The organism is Micromonospora antibiotica (assembly GCF_017599305.1).
Classification (GTDB): domain Bacteria; phylum Actinomycetota; class Actinomycetes; order Mycobacteriales; family Micromonosporaceae; genus Micromonospora; species Micromonospora antibiotica.
This window is the reverse complement of record NZ_JAGFWR010000011.1, coordinates 136,614-156,754: the sequence shown is the minus strand read 5'-3', so window position 1 is coordinate 156,754 and position 20,141 is coordinate 136,614. Positions and strand designations below refer to the sequence as shown.

Here is a 20,141-nt window from a genome sequence, read left to right as displayed (position 1 = left end):
GTCTGCTGACCGACCAGCGCGACCGGGCCGCCGCCCTGGTCCGTGGTCCGGCGGCGTGCGGCGGTCCGGCGGCGCGCGGTCGGGCCGGCCGGCTGCGGTCAGCTCAGGAAGAGGGAGATCGGGAGGGCGGCCAGGGTGGTGGTCACCGCCAGCGCGGCGGCCCCGAGCAGCCGGGGCGGCCGGTCGGCGACCAGCAGCCGCTGCATCCGGACGTCGAGGTCGCGGTCGCCCATGCCGAGCGCGCCGGCCGGGGTGACCCGGTGCCCGGCGGCGGCGAACCGGCGCAGCGCACCCGCCAGCGGGGCGTCGGCGTGCAGCTCGCGGGCCTTGTCGTCGGCCCGCATCTCGACCAGCAGGGCCACCCGCTCGTGGGCGGCGCGGACCCACCGGAACCACGGCAGCGCCCGGCACAGCGCGGTGAACGGCAACAGCACCAGGTCGTGGCGCTCCTGGGCGTGCGCCCGCTCGTGGGCGAGCACCGCCGCCAGCTCGGCCCGGTCCAGCAGGCTGAGCGTGCCGGCGCTGACCACCACCCGGGGGCGCACCCCGGGCAGGCAGTACGCGGCGGCGCCGGGGTGGTCGAGGACCAGCGCGCCGGGAATCGTCGGGTCCCGGCGGGCGACCAGGGTGAGCAGGTCCCGGTGCCGACGCTGGGCGCTCACGGCGGCGTGCACGCTGCGGACGGTGGTGCCGAGCAGCACCGCGCCGATGCCGAAGCCGACCCCGACCAGGCCGAGGTGGACGGCGGTCACCCCGGCCGGCAGGGTGCCGTGGGCCAGGTCGTCGGCGAGGGCCAGCAACGCCCCGCCGGTCGGCCGGTCGTACGCGGTCAGCCCGAGCGCCATCGGCAGGCCCATCGCGGACAGGCCGAGGGCCAACCCGACCGCCTGCCAGCAGACGATCGCGACCCGAGGGGCCCGCCACGTCCAGGTGGACCCGGCCAACACCTGCGCGGTCAGCCAGCAGGCCAGGATCGCCCCGGCGAAGTGCACGGCGTACGCCATGGTGGCCGCCCTACCGGTCCGTCGCCTCGTCGGCGGTCCGGGCCCGGCCGGTGCGGGGGTCCCCGACCCGGTCGGTCAGCCCGGCCTCGTGCCGCCCGGTCCCGGAGCCCGGCCGGGCGTCCTGCCCGGCCGGCGTGCCGACGTCGGGTCCGGCCGGTGCGGGGCCGGTCAGCCCCGCCTCCGCGCCGAGCGCCGCCCGCAGCACCTCGGCCTCGGTGCCGGTCACCGAACGGGCGAAGCGCACCAGCGCGGCGTCCCGGCTGCCGCCGAGGTCGAGGGCGTCGAGCATGAGCCGGGCGATGTGCGCCTCCCGGCTGGCGGCGGCCCGGTAGCGCCAGGCCCGCCCCTCGCGTTCCCGCTGCACCATGCCCTTGCCGGCGAGCCGGTCCAGCACGGTCATCACCGTCGTGTACGCCAACTCGCGCCCGTCCAGGGCCTCGGCGACCTCCCGCACGGTCACCCCGTCCGACGTGCCCGGGACCACGTCCCACAGCACGTCCATCACCGCCCGCTCAAGATCACCCAACCGCGTCACCAGGCAATCCTACCCCCGGTAGTACGACCGGCTGTCGGACCATCGGGCGGGCCGACACCCCGGCCGCCCGTGCCGCCCCGGCCCACCGGCGACCCGGCCGGTCAGACCCCCTTGGGATGCCAGACCGTCTTGGTCTCCAACAGCGCGGTCATCCGGCCCAGGCCCGGGTCACCCGCCCAGTCGTGGTCGGCCGGCACCGGCCGGAGCACCCGCTTGAGGTTCTCCGCCGCCCCGGCCTCCAGCTCGGTCGCCAACTCCCGGTCGGTCACCCCGGCCAGGTCGATCGCGTTGACGTCCAGGTGCGCGGCGAGCGTCGGCGCGGTCTCGGTGATCCGGCCGGTGAGCAGGTTGACCACCCCACCCGGCAGGTCCGAGGTGGCCAGCACCTCGGCCAGGGTCACCGCCGCCAACGGGGCCGACGGGGAGGCCGCCACCACCACCGTGTTGCCGGTGACGATGGCCGGGGCGATCACGCCGACCAGACCGAGCAGCGCCGGGGACTCGGGTGCCACCACGGCCACCACCCCCGTCGGCTCGGGCGCGGACAGGTTGAAGTAGGGCCCGGCCACCGGGTTCGCGCCGCCGTACACCTGGGGGAGCTTGTCGGCCCAGCCGGCGTACCAGACCCAGCGGTCGACCGCCGCGTCCACCTCGCCGCCGGGGACGCCGAGCGCCACGAACTGCTCGCGGCGGCCCTCCAGCATCTCGGCCACCCGGTAGAGGATCTGACCCCGGTTGTACGCGGTCGCCCCGGACCACCCCTTGACGGCGGCGCGGGCGGCGACCACGGCGTCCCGCGCGTCCTTGCGGGAGGCCAGAGACACGTTCGCGGATTGCACGAGATACGACCGTCCCGACTCGCTGCGCGGGAACTTCCCGCCGATGAAAAGCTTGTACGTCTTGCGTACCGCGACCCGCTCAGACATTGAGGTACCCCTCCAGCCCGTGCCGGCCACCCTCGCGGCCGTAGCCCGACTCCTTGTAGCCGCCGAACGGCGAGGTCGGGTCGAACTTGTTGAACGTGTTGGCCCAGACCACCCCGGCGCGCAGCCGGTCGGCGGTCCACAGGATGCGCGAGCCCTTGTCGGTCCAGATCCCGGCCGACAGCCCGTACGGCGTGTTGTTGGCCTTCTCCACGGCCTCGGCCGGGGTGCGGAAGGTCAGCACCGACAGCACCGGGCCGAAGATCTCCTCGCGGGCCACCCGGTGCGCCTGGGTGACCCCGGTGAAGATCGTCGGCGCGAACCAGAACCCCCGCTCGGGCAGCTCACACGGCGGCGACCAGCGCTGCGCCCCCTCGGCGGCCCCGGCGTCGGACAGCTCCCGGATGCGGGCCAGCTGGGCGGCCGAGTTGATCGCCCCGACGTCGGTGTTCTTGTCCAGCGGGTCGCCGACGCGCAGCAGCGCCATCCGCCGCTTGAGGGCGTCGAGCACCTGCTCGGCGACGTTCTCCTGGACCAGCAGCCGGGAACCGGCGCAGCAGACGTGGCCCTGGTTGAAGAAGATGCCGTTGACGATCCCCTCGACGGCCTGGTCGACCGGCGCGTCGTCGTAGACGATGTTGGCGGCCTTGCCGCCCAGCTCCAGGGTGACCTTCTTGCCGGTGCCGGCCACCGACCGGGCGATGGCCTTGCCCACCTCGGTGGAGCCGGTGAAGGCGACCTTGTCCACGCCCGGGTGCTCCACCAGCGCCCGGCCGGTGTCGCCCGCGCCGGTGACGATGTTGACCACGCCGGCCGGTAGGTCGGCCTGCTGGCAGATCTCGGCGAACAGCAGCGCGGTCAGCGGGGTGGTCTCGGCGGGCTTGAGCACCACCGTGTTGCCGGCGGCGAGCGCCGGGGCGACCTTCCAGGCGAGCATGAGTAGCGGGAAGTTCCACGGGATGACCTGCGCGGCCACCCCGAGCGGTCGCGGGTCCGCGCCGAACCCGGCGTACGGCAGCTTGTCGGCCCAGCCGGCGTAGTAGAAGAAGTGGGCGGCGACCAGCGGCAGGTCGACGTCCCGGGACTCCCGGATCGGCTTGCCGTTGTCCAGCGACTCCAGCACCGCCAGCTCACGGGAGCGTTCCTGGATGAGCCGGGCGATCCGGTACAGGTACTTGGCCCGGTCCCGGCCCGGCATCGGACCCCAGACCTTGTCGTACGCCTTGCGGGCGGCCCGGACCGCGCGGTCGACGTCCTGGGCGCCGGCCCAGGTGACCTCGGCGAGCACCTCCTCGGTGGCCGGGTTGACCGTCTTGTCGAGGTTCTCGCCGTCGACGAACCTGCCGTCGATGAACAGACCGTAGGACGACCTGATGTCGACGATCGCGCGCGACTCGGGCGCAGGGGCGTATTCGAACATCATGCTCAGTCCAGGGTGAAGTAGTCGGGACCGGAGTAAATGCCGGTCGTCAGCTTGGTGCGCTGCATGAGCAGGTCGTTGAGCAGGCTGGACGCGCCGAACCGGAACCAGTCCGGGCTCAGCCAGTCGCCGCCGACGGTCTCGTTGACCATCACCAGGTACTTGATCGCGTCCTTGGTGTTCTTGATCCCGCCGGCCGGCTTGACGCCTACCTGCCGCCCGGTGGCGGCCCGGAAGTCGCGGACCGCCTCCAGCATCACCAGGGTCACCGGCAGGGTCGCGGCGACCGGGACCTTGCCGGTGGAGGTCTTGATGAAGTCGCCGCCGGCCAGCATCCCCAGCCAGGAGGCCCGCCGGACGTTGTCGTAGGTGGCCAGTTCGCCGGTCTCCAGGATCACCTTGAGGTGGGCGTCCCCGCAGGCCTCCTTGGTGGCGACGATCTCGTCGTAGACCTCGGCGTAACGACCGGCCAGGAACGCACCCCGGTTGATCACCATGTCGATCTCGTCCGCCCCGGCGGCGACGGCCGCCCGGGTGTCGGCGAGCTTGACGTCCAGCGGCGCCTGCCCCGACGGGAACGCGGTCGCCACGCTGGCCAGGTGCACGGCGCTGCCGCGCAGCACCTCGGCCACGTGCGGCACCATCGCCGGGTAGACGCAGACCGCGCCGACGTGCGGGCAGGTCGGGTCGGCTGGGTCCGGGCGCAGCGCCTTGGCGGCCAGGGCACGCACCTTGCCCGGGGTGTCGGCCCCCTCCAGGGTGGTCAGGTCGACCATCCGGATGGCCAGGTCGATCGCCTGCGCCTTGGCGGTGGTCTTGATCGAGCGGGTGCCGAGCTGTGCCGCCCGCTGCTCCGCGCCGACCTGGTCCACCCCGGGCAGGCCGTGCAGGAAGGTCCGCAACGCGGTCTCGGATCGCCCCAGCTCGGACAGGTCCGACCGGGCCGACGTCGTTGTCGCCGTCATGCCCCGAATACTACGCAGCCACGAGTCCGGTGATCCTGGTCACAGCACCCCGGTTCGGGGGCGGTCGGGTTGCCTGGCGTCGCCGCAGGGCCCGGCGGGCCGGGTGCCCCGGTCGGCCGCGGGTGGGACGCCCCGGCCCGCCGGCCCCGGGTGAGCCGCGTCGCCGCCCGCCACGCATCCGTACTGCCGACCGACCGGGACCGGTAGGTTGAGCGATCGTGGACGTACACGTCATTGACCACCCGCTCGCCCAGTCCCGGCTGACCGCCATGCGGGACGCCCGGACCGACTCGTCGTCGTTCCGGGCCGCGCTGCACGAACTCACCACCATGCTGGTGTACGAGGCCGCGCGCACCTTCCCCGTCGAGAAGTACCCGGTGCAGACCCCGGTCACCGGGGCCGAGGGCACCCGGTTGGCGAACCCGCCGCTGCTGGTGCCGGTGCTGCGGGCCGGGCTCGGGATGGCCGACGCGGCGCTCGGGCTGCTGCCGGAGTCGTCGATGGGCTTCGTCGGCCTGGCCCGCGACGAGGAGACGTACGAGCCGCGCGCCTACATGGAGTCGCTGCCCCGGGACCTGGCCGGCCTGCCGGTGCTGGTGCTGGACCCGATGCTGGCCACCGGCGGTTCGCTGGAGCACTGCTGCCGGCTGCTCGCCGACCGGGGTTGCACCGACATCACCGTGCTCTGCGTGCTCGCCGCGCCGGTCGGCATCGCCCGGCTGGAGCGGTCGGGGCTGCCGTTGCGCCTGGTCACCGCGTCGATCGACGAGGGGCTGAACGACAACATGTTCATCGTGCCGGGCCTCGGCGACGCCGGTGACCGCCAGTTCGGCGGCATGCCCCGGTTCTGACCGGCCCATCTCGCCGGGGCATGCCCCGCTCGGCCCGCCCAGCGTGCGGCGGCATGCCTCGCCCCGGCGTGCGGCGGCATGCCTTGCCCCGGCGTGCGGCGGCTGCCTCGCCCCGGCGTGCGGCGGCATGCCTTGCCCCGGCGTGCGGCGGCTGCCTCGCCCCGGCGTGCGGCGGCATGCCTTGCCCCGGCGTGCGGCGGCATGCCTTGCCCCGGCGTGCGGCGGCTGCCTCGCCCCGGCGTGCGGCGGCTGCCTCGCTCAGCTTGCGGCCGGCATGCTCCGTTTCCGGCCCGCCCAGCTCCGGTGTCTCCGGGCTGAGCTGGCGGGTGGTCGGGTCGGTCGCGGGGGTTGCCTTCCCACCCAGAGCGAGTCGGTGAGCGCGGGGTGCGTTCAGGCGCTACCGTCTCGGGCCATGACTGGTGTTGCGCTGGCCGAGGAGTTGCTGCTCCTCGCGTATGACGATGAATCCGGCAAGGCGACCATGCCCCGGATCAGCCTCGACCTGGGGATGGCCGCCGCCGTCCTGGTCGAGCTGGCCCTTGCCGGCCGGATCGCGTACGTCGACGGGAACCTGGTGGTGACCGACCCGACGCCGGTCGGCGAACCGATCCTGGACGGGGTGCTGGGCCGGATGGCCGCCGACACCCCGCACAGCCCGTCCTCCTGGGTGCAGCGGCTGCGGCACGGCCTGCGTGACCGCATCCTCGGCGACCTGGTCGACCGGGGCGTGGTGCGTGACGTCGAGGAGACCGAGCTGGACTTCATCGTGGTGCACCGCTACCCGACCACCGACCCGTCCGTGGAGCAGGACAGCCGGCGTCGGCTGGCCGAGGCGCTGGCCGGCGAGCAGTTGCCCGACGAGCGGACGGCGGCGCTGGCCACGCTGGTTGCGGTGCTGCGGATGGAACCGGCGCTCGGCCTGACCGGCAGCGCGGCGCAGGACGCCCGGCGGCGGCTGGAGGAGATCGCGGGCGGGGCCGGTTTCTCCGGCACGATCAGCCTGGAGGAGTCGGTGGTCCGCCCCTCGGTGGCCCTGGTCGTCACCGCCCTCGGCCAGGCCGTCGACCACGCACTCGGCAAGCGCGCCGTGAGCTGACCGCCACCACACGCGACCCCGCTGGTTGCGCGGGAGCCTCGCAGTTTCCTGGTTGTAGTGGCATCCATCCCGCTCGGATGCCACTACAACCAGGAAACTGAGTCGATCATGCTGTGCGGAGTGTGTGCCCAGGGCCGGCAGACGGCCAGGGTGGTGGCGGTCTCGGTGCGCGGGGCGGTGAGCGCCGTCAGCGGGTGAGCCGGTGCGCCTTGAGGTCGGTGACGAAGGCGGACCAGGCGGCGGGTGGGACGGTGAGGGCGGGGCCGGTCGGGTCCTTGCTGTCCCGGATGCCGATGATCCCGGGGAGGTTGTCGGCCACCTCGACACAGTCGCCGCCGTTGGTGCCGCTGCGGGTGCTGGTGCGCCAGCGGGCGTCGGTCAGGTCAGGCATGGCACTCTCCCCGGATCGCGTCAATCAGCTCGGTCGATTGTCCCGGGTCGAGGGCGAGGGAATCTAGCCCCTTCCAGACCCGCTCGTAGGCGGCGATCTCTGCCGGCTGGTCGAGGTAGAGCGCCCCGGTGAGCCCTTCGACGTAGACGGTCGGCGGCTCGCTCGGGCTGCCCAGCGCCGAGGGCGGGAAGTCGAGCAGCACGAAGGTGCCGGCCTCGGCGGCCAGTGGCGGCCCGGCGGCCAGCGGCAGCACCCGGATCGTGATGTTGTGCCGCTCGCCGACGGCCACCAGGTGCCGGAGCTGGTCGGCCATCACCGACCGGCCGGGCACCGGGCGGCGCAGCACCGCCTCGCTGAGGATCACCGTCAGCGAGGGGGCCGGCGGCAGTCGTCGGGCCAGCAACCCCTGCCGCTGGATGCGGAAACTCACCGCCCTCTGCTGCTCCTCTTCGCCAAGCTCGGGCCGGTTGTGCTGGAAGAGGGCGGTGGCATAGCCGGGGGTCTGCAACAGCCCCGGCACCAGCTCGGCGTTGTAATGACGAATGCTGCTGGCGACGTTCTCCAGGCCGACGTAGAGCGAGAACCAGGACGGCACCGCGCTGCCGTGCGCGTGCCACCACCCCTCGGCCCGGCTCACCTCGGCCAGCCCCAGCAGCACGCTCGCCTGGTCCGGAGTGGCCCGGTACAGCTCGCAGAGCATCCGGACGTCCGGCGTCTTGGCCGACGTCAGACCCCGCTCGATGCGCCAGAGCTTCTGTCGTGAGCAGTCCAGCTCACCGGCCGCCGACTCGATGCTGAGCCTGGCGTCCTCCCGCAATTGGGTGAGCAACCTGCCGAGCTGCCGTCGGGGCACCGTCGAACTGTTTGTTTCACGCACCGTGCAACACCTTTCCGTCCTGAATGAAACAACGGGCCGCCGCCGATGCAACAGCGGGGAGAACGCATTTCGGTGGCGTCGGATAAATGGTGAGAGTGATGCGCTGATGCTAATCATGCGAGCGCTTTGCGAGCAAGGTGTGACGCCAGGTGAGATTCGTGGCGACGGGGGTGCGGGGGTGGATCGATCCCGCGAACGCGGGTGATCGGTCCCGGTCGACCGCCCGCCCCGAAACGATCGGTATGACCTGCTGGCGCTGGCGCTGGCGCTGGCGCTGGCGCTGGTGCTGGTGGGTGGCGAGGCCCTGTTGCCGGTCGAGCGGGGCGGCCAGGTGGCTGCCCGAACCGTCCCGCCGACCGCCTCTCCCACCCACCTGTCGAGCCCTTACCGCCAATTCGCCCGTCCGGATGCGGGCTGCGGGCGAGGCGCGCAATTTCCATGTTGTAGTGGCCTCCGAGGGGGACGGATGCCGCTACAACATGGAAATTGAGTTGATCATGCAGTGCGGCGCGTGGCGGAGAATGCGGCGCGGTGCGTGGGCGGAGAATGCGGCGCGGCGCGTGGCGGGCAATGCGGTGCGGTGCGTGGGCGGAGAATGCGGCGCGGCGCGTGGCGGGCAATGCGGTGCGGTGCGTGGGCGGAGAATGCGGCGCGGTGCGTGGTGGGCGGGGTCAGATGCCGAGGGCGGTGGCGATCTCGGTGCGCAGCGTGGTGAGCGCCGCCGCCGCCCGGGTGCGGGCCGCCGGCACGTCCCCGTCCGCGACCGGCTCCACCACCTCCAGGTACGCCTTGAGCTTCGGCTCGGTGCCCGAGGGGCGGATCACCACCCGGGCGGCGGCGGTACGCAGGATCACCACGTCGGCGGCGGGCAGCAGGTCCTGCGTCTCGGTGACCGGTGCACCGAGCAGCGTGGTCGGGGTGGCCGCCCGGACCCGGGCCATCGCGTCGGCGATGATCCGCAGGTCGTCCACCCGGACCGACAACTGGTCGGTGTGGTGCACGCCGAACTCGGCGGCCAGCTCGTCCAGCCGGTCGGTCAGGGTGCGCCCCTGCGCCTTCAACCCCGCGGCCAGTTCGGCGACGGTCAGCGCGGCGGTGATGCCGTCCTTGTCGCGTACGTGCTCGGGGGCCACGCAGTAGCCGAGCGCCTCCTCGTAGCCGTACGCCAGCGGTGGCGTCCCACCCCCGGCCCGGACGATCCACTTGAACCCGGTCAACGTCTCGTCGTACGCCCGGCCCCGGGCCGCGCACATCGCCCGGAGCAGGGACGACGACACGATCGTGGTCGCGTACAGGCCGTCGACGCCGCGCCGCATCAGGTGGTCGGCGAGCAGTACCCCCACCTCGTCCCCGCGCAACATCCGCCACCCCGTCCCGGTGCCCGAGGACACCGGCTCGGCACCCGACGGGCCCGCCACGGCACCCGACAGCTCGCGGACCACCACCGCGCAGCGGTCGGCGTCCGGGTCGTTGGCGATCGCCAGGTCGGCGTCGGTGGCCCGGGCGAGGGCCACCAGTCGGTCCACCGCGCCGGGTTCCTCCGGGTTGGGGAAGCTGACGGTGGGGAAGGCCGGATCCGGTTCCGCCTGGTCGGGCACCACCCCCGGGGTCGGGAAACCCGCCCGCGCGAAGGTCGCCGTCAGCACCGCCGCCCCCACCCCGTGCAATGGCGTGTACGCCACCCGCAGGTCACGCGGCCCGCCCGCTTCGATCACCGCCACGGCCCGTTCCACGTACGCGGCGACCAGGTCGTCGCCGAGCACCTGGCCGGGCGGCCCCAACGGCACCTGTGCCAGCGGGCCGACCGCCCGGATGGCCGCCTCGATCCCGGCGTCCGCCGGCGGCACGATCTGCGCCCCCGCGCCGAGCGCCCCACCGAGCTGGGCACCCAGGTAGACCTTGTAGCCGTTGTCCTGCGGCGGGTTGTGGCTGGCCGTCACCATCACCCCGGCCACCCCGCCGAGCCTGCGCACCGCGTACGCCAGCACGGGGGTGGGCAGCGGCCGGGGCAGCAGCAGCGCCGGCCGGCCCGCGCCGGTGGCGACCTGGGCGGTGCGCTCGGCGAACTCCCGGGAACCGTGCCGGGCGTCGTACCCGATGACCAGCGGACCCTCGCCGCCCTCGGCGTCGAGCCAGCCGACCAGCCCGGCCGCCGCCCGGGTGACCACCGCGAGGTTCATGCCGTTCGGCCCGGCGCGCAGCGGGCCGCGCAGCCCGGCCGTGCCGAAGGTCAGCGGGCCGGCGAACCGGTCGGCCAGCTCCGGCGCGCTGGCCGGCAGCCGGTCGAGCACGGCCCGCAGCTCGTCCCGGCTGGCCGGGTCGGGGTCGTCGTCGAGCCAGCGTCGAGCCTGGTCGCGCATCCGGTCGAGGTCAGTGCTTTCCGCCGCCATGCCCCTTGATAGCACGGCGGCGGATCACCGGGTCCGGTCGACCCGGATCACCTTGCCGGGCGGTCCGGTCCGGCCCGCCCCGCGAGCCGGCTCAGCTGGCCCCGGTGAGCTGGAACGACTTGACCATCTCGTCAAAGATCGGCTTGCTCTCGGTGAACTTGGCGTCGTTGGCGGTGAGGTAGAACGAGTAGACCTTCCCCTCGTGCACCACCCCGCGCCACACCCCGTGCCGCTTGTCGTCGCCCTCGCCGCAGGTGTACTCGAACTCGGCGGCCGACTTGCCGGCGAGGTTCTTTTCGCCCATCGCCAGCTGCTCGTAGGGCTTGGCGCAGGAACTCGTCCGCTTGCGGAGGCCGTCCGCCGCCACTTCGACCCAGCGGCTCGATGAGCCGCCGAACTTCTCGGTGAGGATGCGGACCTTGCGCCCCTTGTCCTGCGGGTCGACGTAGTCGATGTAGACCCCGCCGGTCGCCCGCTGCCAACCCTTCGGCACGTTCACCCGGATGCCCCGGGCGCTGTGCTCCTGCATCGGCGGCAGCTCGCCGCCACCGGCAGCCGGTGCGCTCGGGCCGGCCTGCGGGGGTGGGGTCGGCTCCGGGTCGCCGCCGCTGAACAGCGCCACCGCGCCGATCAGCAACACCACGGCCAGGCCGCCGGCCGCCGCGAGCTGGAGCTTGCGCGGCCAGCCCTTGACCGTGCCGACGAGTCGACCGCCGGCACCCTTCGCCCGGCCGAGCGCGCCACCGTCGGCCCCGCCCGGCGGCGCGGGTGGCGACGTCCACGACTGGCCGGTGCCGGGGATGGACCACTGTCCGCCGTACACCGCCTGGGTCTGCTCGGAGTTGCCGCCACCGCCGTAGATGGCCTGGGTCGGCTCGGCGGCCCCGTAGCCGGCCCGGCTGGTCTCGGTGCCCGCGCCGATCCGCTGGGTGGCGTCCGGGTGCCCGCCGATGCGCTGGGTGGCGTCGGTGGTGCCGCCACCGATGCGCTGGGTGGCCTCCGGGGCGGCGCTCGGGGTGATCCGCTGGGTGGCCTCCGGCCGGCCGTACGTCCCGGCGGTCGGGCGGGTCGGCAGCGGGTCGACGGTAGGCCCGCCCGATGCCGGCATCGCATCGGTCGGGGTGTGCAGCGGGCCGGCGAACGCGTCGGCGCTGGTGTCGTCGAGGGCGGCGGCCGAGGTCGCCACCGGCTCGGGGCGTTCACCCCGGCGCAGCTTCGCCAGCCGGTCGGTCAGCGACTCACCGGCGGCCAGCATCGCCCGGCCACCGATCTGCCCGCTCGGCTTCGACTCGGCCGGCGGCGCGGTTACGGCCGGCGGCCCCGACGGGCGCTGCACCGGCACCACCGAGTACGGGTCGGTGATCGAGTTGACCGCCGTCGCCGTGCTGGTCAGCGGGCCGGCGAGCAGTTCGCGCAGCATCGCCCGCGCGGTGTGCACGTCGAGCCGGCGGGCCGGGTCCTTCTCCAGCAGGCCCATCAGCACCCGGGTCAGCGGGCCGCTGCGCTGCGGGGTGGCCGGCGGGTCCTCGACGACCGCGTGCATGGTCTCGATCGGGTCGCCCTTGTCGAACGGGGGCCGCCCCTCGACCGCCGTGTAGAGCGTCACACCGAGGGAGAACAGGTCGCTGGGTGGGCCGAAATCCTGCCCCATGGCGCGCTCGGGGGAGATGAAGTGCGGCGAGCCGAGCACCATCCCGGGGGTGGTGAGCTGGACGTCGGTGGGCATCCGGGCCACCCCGAAGTCGGTCAGCACACAGCGGCCGTCGGTGCAGATCAGCACGTTCGCCGGCTTGACGTCACGGTGCAGCACCCCGTTGGCGTGCGCCACCTCCAGCGCGCCGAGCAGCGCGATGCCGATCTTGGCGACCGCGCGTCCGGCCACCGGGCCGTCCTCGATCACCATGTCGGCGAGGCTGCGGGCGTCCAGCAGCTCCATCACGATCCACGGCCGGCCACCCTCGGTGACCACGTCGTAGACCTGGACCACGGCCGGGTGCTGGATCGCGGCGGCGGCGCGCGCCTCGCGCAGGGTGCGTTCGTACATCGCGTCCCGGTCGCTGGGGGCCAGCCCGGGCGGCAGGACGACCTCCTTGACCGCCACGTCGCGCCGCAGCAGGGTGTCTGTCGCGCGCCAGACCGTGCCCATGCCGCCGTTGCCCACCGAGGAGCGCAACTCGTACCGGCCGCCGATGATGGTGCCGGGTGCTGCGCGTCCGTTGGGAGGACTCACTGGTCCGCCGCTCCACGTCGGGATCTGAGTCACAGGAAAAGCCACCGGGAAAGTCGAGGGGGCTGGGACACAACGTCTCTATCTTGCTGGTTCCGACGCCCGATGCGAAACCCGACGCGGCGGACCTTTGTCCTATCCGACGCTACCGACCGCCCTGCCGAACGGTGTGTACCTGGCCGTTCACCTGCCGTCGACCGATGCCGAACCGAGATGTGCGCCATCCCTCACCCCACCGATGCCGCCGGGCGTCCTACCATCCCTGGATGAGTGAAGCGCGGGCGAGCGAGTCGGGGTTCCCCATCAAGGGCGTCTACACGGCTGCGGACCTCCCCCCGGAGCTGGACTCCCGCCTCGGCGAACCGGGCCAGTACCCGTACGCCCGGGGGGTCTACCCGACGATGTACACCTCCCGGCCGTGGACGATGCGCCAGTACGCCGGCTTCGGCACCGCCACCGAGTCCAACGCGCGCTACCACCAGCTGCTGAAGGCCGGCACGATGGGCCTGTCGGTCGCCTTCGACCTGCCCACCCAGATGGGGTACGACTCCGACGACGCCATCGCCAGCGGCGAGGTGGGCAAGGTCGGGGTGGCGATCGACTCCATCGAGGACATGCGGCTGCTCTTCGCCGGCATCCCGCTGGACAAGGTCTCCACCTCGATGACCATCAACGCGCCCGGCTCGGTGCTGCTGCTGCTCTACCAGCTCGTCGCCGAGGAGAACGGCCTGTCCGGCTCGGCGCTCAACGGCACCATCCAGAACGACATCCTCAAGGAGTACATCGCCCGGGGGACGTACATCTTCCCGCCGAAGCCGTCGCTGCGGCTGGTCGCCGACACCTTCGCGTACTGCCGCAAGGAGGTGCCGAAGTGGAACACCATCTCCATCTCCGGCTACCACATGGCGGAGGCCGGGGCGACGCCCGCGCAGGAGATCGCGTTCACCCTGGCCAACGGGGTCGAGTACGTCCGGGCGGCGCTGGCCGCCGGGCTGGCGGTCGACGACTTCGCCCCCCGGTTGTCGTTCTTCTTCGTGGCCCGCACCACCCTGCTGGAGGAGGTCGCGAAGTTCCGCGCCGCCCGGCGGATCTGGGCCCGGCTGCTGCGTGACGACTTCGGCGCGAAGGACCCGAAGTCGATGATGCTGCGGTTCCACACCCAGACGGCGGGGGTGCAGCTGACCGCCCAGCAGCCCGAGGTGAACCTGGTCCGGGTGGCGGTGCAGGGGCTCGCCGCGGTGCTCGGCGGCACCCAGTCGCTGCACACCAACAGCTTCGACGAGGCGATCGCGCTGCCCACCGAGAAGGCCGCCCGGCTGGCGCTGCGTACCCAGCAGGTGCTGGCGTACGAGACGGACCTGACCGCCACCGTCGACCCGTTCGCCGGGTCGTACGTGGTGGAGGCGATGACCGCCGAGATCGAGGCGGCGGTCAACGACCTGATGGACCGGGTCTTCGACCACGGTTCGGCGGTGGACGCGATCGAGGCCGGGTTCCAGAAGCGGGAGATCGAGCAGTCGGCCTACCGGTTCGCCCAGCAGATCGACGCGGGGGAGCGGGTGGTGGTCGGGTTGAACCGCTTCCAGATCGACACCGAGGAGCCGTACGAGCCGCTGCGGGTGGACCCGACGATCGAGGCGACCCAGTCGGAGCGGCTGGCCCGGCTGCGGGCCGAGCGGGACGCCGGGGCGGTCGAGCGGGCGCTGGCCGAGCTGCGGGCCGCCGCCGAGGGTGACGAGAACGTGCTCTACCCGATGAAGGAGGCGCTGCGGGCCCGGGCCACGGTGGGTGAGGTCTGCGGGCTGCTGCGCCAGGTCTGGGGGACGTACCGCCCGAGCGACCGTTTCTGACCCCGGTCCGACCGCTGCGGTCCCGGCCGGTGTGCCGCCCGCGACCCGGCCGGTGTGCCGCCCGCGACCCGGCGGGCGGGCCGGGCCCCACGTTGATCCGCACGGCGACCTCCGCCGGCAGTCCGCTGCCGGCAGGGGTCGCCGTCGTCGTCCGGTCGGGGCCGCTAGGGGTCGCCAGGCCGACGCGCCCGGGGCTACCGTCGGTGACAGCCTGCGGTGGTGTGCCAGGTCGGCCCGGCAGGCGGCGGGGCGGCTCGGCTGGCCTGGCGTGCGGTACGGGGTTCGTGGGTAAACCCGGACGGGTGGACGGGACGGACAGCATGTCCGCGCGGGCCCGGAGACGCCGTGTCACCGTCGGGCACCGGCTGCTCACCCGGCGGCGTCGGCTAATTGTCGGACTGTCGGCCGCCCGGGGCGACCAATGCGACAATTCGGGTACGACGGCCCCGGATCGACGCCGATTTCGCGACCGCCCAATCGGTTACGCGTTGTAGGAGGTGGGGGGCAGATGACGGCGTCCGACCGCGATCTACCTGCTGTCCCGCAGATATTCGACCCCTCCCACCAGGGCTTACGTGACGCTGTGCGCTCCGATCACTACCGTAACGAGGTTGCGCAGCGTCACCGTCGGAGGTCTAGGCTGTCTGCTGTCCTCCCCGATGATCCATCCATTTCTAGTGATCGAGAATTCGACGTGACGAGTGCGTTGACGCTGCCGAACGGCAGCCAGCTGGCGTCGTCCTGGGCGGAGGCGCCGTCCGGGTCCCAGCCCCTGCCCCACGATCTGGATCACCTGCTCGCGCTGCGGGTACCCGGCCTGATCGCCACCCGCCGCCACCTCCACTCCCACCCGGAACTCTCCGGTGAGGAGTTCGAGACGGCGGCGCTGATCGCCCGGGAACTCACCCTCGCCGGGCTGCATCCCCGACTGCTGCCCAAGGGCAACGGGGTGATCTGCGACATCGACGGGCGGCCCGACGGCCCGGTCGTGGCGCTCCGCGCCGACATCGACGCCCTGCCGCTGACCGACGTCAAGGACGTCTCCTACCGGTCCACCGTGGACGGGGTGTGCCACGCCTGCGGCCATGACGTGCACACGGCCGTGCTGCTCGGCGTCGGCATGCTGCTGGCCCAGCTCGCCGACGCCGGCCAGCTCGACGGCCGGGTCCGGATGATCTTCCAGCCGGCCGAGGAGATCCTGCCCTGCGGCTCCCTGGAGGTCATCGAGGCCGGCGGCCTGGACGACGTGGTGCAGATCTTCGCCCTGCACTGTGACCCCAACCAGCCGGTGGGCCGGGTGGGGCTGCGGGTCGGTCCGATCACCGCGGCGGCCGACAACGTCACCGTCAAGCTCACCGGGCCGGGCGGGCACACCGCCCGCCCCCACCTGACCGTCGACCTGGTCGACGCGCTCGGCCGGCTGGTCACCGAGGTCCCGGCCCTGGTCACCCGCCGGGTGCCGGCCAACAGCGGGCTGCTGCTGGTGTTCGGCCACGCCTCGGCCGGCACCCGGTACAACGTCATCCCGTCCGAGGCGTGTGCGGCCGGCACCCTGCGGGTGATGGACCGCGACACCTGGGAACGGGCCCCGGAGATCGTCGCTCAGGTCGTCCGGGACGTCCTCGCGCCCACCGGCGCCACCGTCGACCTGGAATACCTGCGCGGCCGGCCACCCGTCAGCAACGACGCTCGCGCCATCGGCATCCTCACCGCCGCCACCGCCGCCGCGCTCGGCCCGGAGGGGATCGCGGAGACCCCGCAGAGCATGGGCGGCGAGGACTTCTCCTGGTATCTCGAACACGTCCCCGGTGCGCTGGCCCGGCTCGGCGTGGGCCGCGCCGGGGGCCCCACCATGGACCTGCACCGGGCGTCCTTCGACGTCGACGAGCGGGCCATCCCGGTCGGCGTGCGCGTCATGGTGCAGACCGCGTTGCGGGCACTGGCGGCGGCCCGGTAGGAGCCGGCGGGTGACCCCCGCCGCCCGGTCCACCAGGCATCGGTGCGCGTCCCCCGCCGACCGGACCCGTCGGCGGCGGGGGCTGCCGCCGCCGGCCCCGCCGCCGCAGCACCACCACGAGCGCCGTCACGGGCACCCCGATGATCAGCAGCCAGGGCAGCAGCGCCCCGAGCACGGTGAGCAGTACGCCCATCGAGGCGAGGAAGACGGTCCAGCCGCCGCGCAGGCCCACCATGAACCCGGTCCGGTCCGCCGGTTCGTCGTCGGCCGTCGAGGCGTCCCGGCCGACGAAGGTCACCGTGATCGTGGAGAGCGCGGTCAGGTCGGCCAGCCGACGCTTCTTCGCCTCCAGCGAGGCCAGGTCCGCCTCCCGGCGGGTCACCTCGTTCTCCAACGAGACCAGCTCCGCCACCGTGTCGGCCCGGGCCAGCAGCCGGCGGGCGCTGTCCACCCGGGCCCGCTGGGTGACGATCCGGGCGTCCAGGTCGACGGTCTCCTCGGTGACGTCCTGGGTACGGATCTCCCGGCGCTGCTGCCGACCGTAGGTGGCCAACTCGTCGACGAGCGCGGTGAACTTCGCCGCCGGCACCCGCAGTTGCAGCTCCGCCTGGGCGGACGCGTCGACACTGCGCCGCTGATCGCCGCCGACGAACCCGCCGGTGGCGGTGACCGCGTCCACCGCCCGTCGGGCGGCAGCCTCCACGTCGTCGACCTGCACCCGCATCGTTCCGGTGTAGATGATCGCGCGCTGGTCGACCCGCAGGTCGGCCGCGCCCGTACCGGCCTGTCCCTTCGCCGCGTCGCGGTCCGGCGCCGCGCCGCCCGGCGCCCCCTGCGCCGGCGCCTTCTCCTGCGGCGCGGAACCGGCCGAACTGCCGTCGCGGTCGTCCGCCCCGCACCCGGCCAGCAGCAGCGCCGCCAACCCGATCGCCGCCAGGGCCCGCGCCCCACCGGCCGCTGTCCTCAGTGTCATCCCCGCTCCCGTCGTCGTCCGTCCCCCCGGTTCCGGGGCGATAGCTCGGACGCGGCGCACGGCCGCCCCGGTTCCGGCAGACTGCGCTGAGGACATCACGATTCGATAAGCGAGGAGTCACGATGCGACTCACCAAGTTCTCGCACTCCTGTCTGCGCATCGAACGCGACGGGGCGGTGCTGGTCGTCGATCCGGGCGTGTTCAGCGAGGCGGCGGCGCTGGACGGGGCGGACGCGGTGCTGGTCACCCACGAACACCCCGACCACCTGGACACGGCCGCGCTCGCCCGCCGGCTGGACCGGGAACCCGTCCCGGTGTACGGCCCGGCGGCGCTCGGTGCCGTCCTCGGCGACGCCGCGGCGGCCCTGACCCCGGTCACCCCGGGTGACACGTTCACCGCCGCCGGCATCCCGGTGAGCGCCGTCGGTGGCCGGCACGCCGTGATCCACCCCGACATCCCGGTGGTGGACAACATCGGTTACCTGATCGACGGCACGGTCTACCACCCCGGCGACGCGCTGTACGTCCCCGAGGGGGTCGAGGTGGACACGCTCTTCGCCCCGATCCACGCACCCTGGTCGAAGTTCTCCGAGGTGGTCGACTTCATCCGGGCGGTCGCCCCGCGCCGGGCGTACGCCCTGCACGACGCGCTGCTCAACGACAACGGGTACGGCGTGCTCGACCGGCAGTACACCGCGCTGTCCCGCACCGAATACCAGCGGCTGGAGCCGGGCAGCCGGATCGACGCCTGAGCCGTGGCCGTCGACGAGTCCACGCTGGCCCGGCAGCTCTACCGCACCCCGCCCGACCGGTTCGTGGCCGCCCGCGACGCCGCCGTCGCCGAGGCCCGCCGGGTCGGGGACGTCGCCACCGCCCGGCGGATCGCCGGATGGAAGCGGCCCACGGTGGCGGCCTGGCTGGTGAACCTGCTCGCCCTGGACCGGCCCGAGCTGGTCGCCGACCTCGGGCCGCTGGCCGAGGCGCTGCGCACCGCCCAACGCGATCTCGAGGGGGCCCGGCTGCGGGAGTTGTCCGCCCAGCGGCGGGAACTGGTCGCCGCGCTGGTCACCGAGGTACGCCGGATCGCCGCCGACATTCCCGACGCACCGCCGGCCACCCGACTACCACTGGCCGAGGTCGAGGCCACCCTGCACGCCGCGCTCGCCGACACCGGGGTGGCCGGGCAGGTCCGGTCCGGACGGCTGCTGCGGGCGGTGCACCACTCCGGGTTCGGCGAGGTGCCCCGCCCCCAGCTGCGGCTGGTCACCGGAGGCGTCGCCGAGGAGGCGACCGGTGGCAGGGCGGCGGCTGGTGGTGGCGCGCGGGCGGCCGGGGGTGGGACGACGGCCGGTGGCGCCGGGGCGGCGGCCGGTGGTGCCGGGGCGACGGCCGGTGGTGCCGGGGCGGCGGCTGGCCGCGTACCGGCGCGGGAGGCGGACCAGGGCGGTGCGCGACGGGCCCGTGACGAGCGGGTGGCGGCGCGGGCCGCCCAGGCCGAACGGGCCAGGCGTCGCCGCGCGTTGGACCGGGAGTTGGCGGCGGCGCGGGTCGCCCAGCGGCAGGCGGAGCAGGACCTGGACGGTGCGGCGACGGCCGAGCGGGCGGGTGCCGACGCGCTCGACCGGATCGAGGGGGAACTGGCTGAACTGGAACGCCGCCGGGCCGCCGCCGAACAGGAGCTGAGCCGGGCCAAACTGGCCCGTCGGGCGGCTGAGCGGGCACTCACCGCCGCCCGCCGCCGCACCGGGGAGGTCGAGGGGGTGATCGAGGCGGCGGACGCCGAGGAGGCGGACCCCACGGCGGACGCTGAGGGGGCAGACTGAACACGATGAATGCGTGCATCAGGCGGTCGGGATGACGCCGGAACAGGTCGCCGCCGGCAGCAAACCCGCCGTGCTGGAGCTGGGGGAGCTGTTCAGCCGCTGCCCGGGGACCCTGCGGCGGGCCAGGACGATGGGCATTCCCGGCTGGGCGTTCTATGTCACCGGGCGGGCCGGCGCGTTGGGTGACATCCGCGCCGAGACGGTGGCGGCGGCGCTGGGGTTCCTCGCCCCGGAGGCCGTCGCCGACGGGTGGGACACCGCCGTGCGGGTGGTCCGACCGTTGGAGGTGGCCACCGCGAACCTGACCGAGTGCTGCCGGTGGGGTGCCCAACACCTCGACGACCTGCCCGACACACCCCGGCTGACGGCCCTGCTGGAACGGGTGGTGGCCGCCGCCGACGCGACCGGCATGCCGCTCTTCGCGGCCTGGCGGGCCATGCCGCTGCCCGAGCACACCGAGGGGGCCCGCGCTGCCGTGGCACTGCTGCTGCTGCGGGAACACTTCGTCGGGGCCTACCTGCTGGCGGTGCGGGCAGCCGGGATGACACCGCTGGAGGCCGTACTGGCCGGGCCGGAGGGGGAGGCCGGGGCGGCGGCGTGCGGGTGGTCCCCGCCGTACCCGCCGGTCGGGCCGTTGGTACGGCGTCGGCTCTGGGCCGAGGCGGTGACCGACCGGTTGGCCTCGGCCGGGTTCCGGGCGCTCCCCCCGGCCGAGGGCCGGGAGCTGATCGAGTTGCTCACCGACGTGCGGGCCCGGCTCCGCGCCGAAGCGGACGGCTGACCGACTCCCGGCCGGCCCGGCCCGGTGCGACCGGCCCCGGCCCGGTGCGCCCGGCCCCGGCCCGGTGCGCCCGGCCCC

The 20,141-nt window shown here is 73.8% G+C and carries 17 protein-coding genes; 7 read left to right on the top strand and 10 right to left on the bottom strand.

Annotation, left to right across the window (positions count from 1 at the left end; translation table 11 throughout):
* Window positions 1-98 precede the first annotated feature (98 nt).
* From JQN83_RS19830 to deoC, 5 genes are all read right to left on the bottom strand, one after another.
* Window positions 99-1,004 (bottom strand): M56 family metallopeptidase, encoded by a 906-nt coding sequence (locus JQN83_RS19830; protein ID WP_208568627.1) that lies wholly within the window; start codon window positions 1,002-1,004, stop codon window positions 99-101.
* A gap of 10 nt (window positions 1,005-1,014) precedes the next feature.
* Complete coding sequence (locus tag JQN83_RS19825; RefSeq protein WP_208568626.1) at window positions 1,015-1,539, bottom strand: BlaI/MecI/CopY family transcriptional regulator; 525 nt, start codon at window positions 1,537-1,539, stop codon at window positions 1,015-1,017.
* 101 nt (window positions 1,540-1,640) lie between these two features.
* A complete protein-coding gene (locus JQN83_RS19820; protein WP_208568625.1) occupies window positions 1,641-2,465 on the bottom strand; it encodes an aldehyde dehydrogenase family protein in 825 nt (274 codons plus the stop codon).
* Window positions 2,458-3,882 (bottom strand): aldehyde dehydrogenase family protein, encoded by a 1,425-nt coding sequence (locus JQN83_RS19815; protein WP_208568670.1) that lies wholly within the window; start codon window positions 3,880-3,882, stop codon window positions 2,458-2,460. The genes JQN83_RS19820 and JQN83_RS19815 overlap by 8 nt, the downstream gene beginning before the upstream one ends.
* A gap of 5 nt (window positions 3,883-3,887) precedes the next feature.
* Entirely contained in the window at window positions 3,888-4,847 is a 960-nt protein-coding gene (gene deoC / locus JQN83_RS19810; RefSeq protein ID WP_208568624.1) for a deoxyribose-phosphate aldolase, read from the bottom strand.
* A 218-nt stretch (window positions 4,848-5,065) separates the two neighbouring features.
* On the opposite strand from deoC, the gene upp reads away from it, so the two are divergent.
* Entirely contained in the window at window positions 5,066-5,698 is a 633-nt protein-coding gene (upp, locus tag JQN83_RS19805) for a uracil phosphoribosyltransferase (RefSeq protein WP_208568623.1), read from the top strand.
* 412 nt (window positions 5,699-6,110) lie between these two features.
* Complete coding sequence (locus tag JQN83_RS19800) at window positions 6,111-6,794, top strand: GOLPH3/VPS74 family protein (RefSeq protein WP_208568622.1); 684 nt, start codon at window positions 6,111-6,113, stop codon at window positions 6,792-6,794.
* Window positions 6,795-6,981: 187 nt separating this feature from the next.
* On the opposite strand, the gene JQN83_RS19795 is transcribed toward JQN83_RS19800, so the two are convergent.
* From JQN83_RS19795 to JQN83_RS19780, 4 genes are all read right to left on the bottom strand, one after another.
* Window positions 6,982-7,185: a DUF397 domain-containing protein gene (locus JQN83_RS19795; protein WP_208568621.1), complete on the bottom strand. Its 204-nt coding sequence runs from the start codon at window positions 7,183-7,185 to the stop codon at window positions 6,982-6,984.
* Window positions 7,178-8,062, bottom strand: coding sequence for a helix-turn-helix domain-containing protein (locus tag JQN83_RS19790; RefSeq protein WP_307799452.1), 885 nt, complete (start codon window positions 8,060-8,062; stop codon window positions 7,178-7,180). The genes JQN83_RS19795 and JQN83_RS19790 overlap by 8 nt, the downstream gene beginning before the upstream one ends.
* A 671-nt stretch (window positions 8,063-8,733) precedes the next feature.
* Window positions 8,734-10,452 carry a phospho-sugar mutase gene (locus JQN83_RS19785; protein WP_208568619.1) on the bottom strand — a complete coding sequence of 573 codons (1,719 nt, stop codon included), beginning with the start codon at window positions 10,450-10,452 and terminating at the stop codon, window positions 8,734-8,736.
* 91 nt (window positions 10,453-10,543) lie between these two features.
* On the bottom strand, window positions 10,544-12,715 hold the full coding sequence (locus tag JQN83_RS19780; protein WP_208568669.1) for a serine/threonine-protein kinase: 2,172 nt from the start codon (window positions 12,713-12,715) through the stop codon (window positions 10,544-10,546).
* Window positions 12,716-12,945: 230 nt separating this feature from the next.
* On the opposite strand from JQN83_RS19780, the gene JQN83_RS19775 reads away from it, so the two are divergent.
* Complete coding sequence (locus JQN83_RS19775) at window positions 12,946-14,529, top strand: acyl-CoA mutase large subunit family protein (protein ID WP_208568618.1); 1,584 nt, start codon at window positions 12,946-12,948, stop codon at window positions 14,527-14,529.
* A gap of 694 nt (window positions 14,530-15,223) precedes the next feature.
* Window positions 15,224-16,486 (top strand): amidohydrolase, encoded by a 1,263-nt coding sequence (locus JQN83_RS19770; protein WP_208568617.1) that lies wholly within the window; start codon window positions 15,224-15,226, stop codon window positions 16,484-16,486.
* Here the strand turns inward: JQN83_RS19770 and JQN83_RS19765 are convergent.
* Window positions 16,443-17,459 (bottom strand): DUF4349 domain-containing protein, encoded by a 1,017-nt coding sequence (locus JQN83_RS19765; RefSeq protein ID WP_208568616.1) that lies wholly within the window; start codon window positions 17,457-17,459, stop codon window positions 16,443-16,445. The genes JQN83_RS19770 and JQN83_RS19765 overlap by 44 nt on opposite strands.
* Before the next feature lie 122 nt (window positions 17,460-17,581).
* Between JQN83_RS19765 and JQN83_RS19760 the strand changes: the two genes are divergently transcribed.
* From JQN83_RS19760 to JQN83_RS19750, 3 genes are read left to right on the top strand one after another with little or no spacing between them, the layout of a single operon-like run.
* Window positions 17,582-18,211 (top strand): MBL fold metallo-hydrolase, encoded by a 630-nt coding sequence (locus JQN83_RS19760; protein ID WP_208568615.1) that lies wholly within the window; start codon window positions 17,582-17,584, stop codon window positions 18,209-18,211.
* Window positions 18,212-18,214: 3 nt separating this feature from the next.
* Window positions 18,215-19,282 (top strand): coiled-coil domain-containing protein, encoded by a 1,068-nt coding sequence (locus JQN83_RS19755; RefSeq protein ID WP_208568614.1) that lies wholly within the window; start codon window positions 18,215-18,217, stop codon window positions 19,280-19,282.
* A 31-nt stretch (window positions 19,283-19,313) separates the two neighbouring features.
* Window positions 19,314-20,063 carry an SCO6745 family protein gene (locus tag JQN83_RS19750; RefSeq protein ID WP_208568668.1) on the top strand — a complete coding sequence of 250 codons (750 nt, stop codon included), beginning with the start codon at window positions 19,314-19,316 and terminating at the stop codon, window positions 20,061-20,063.
* Window positions 20,064-20,141 lie beyond the last annotated feature (78 nt).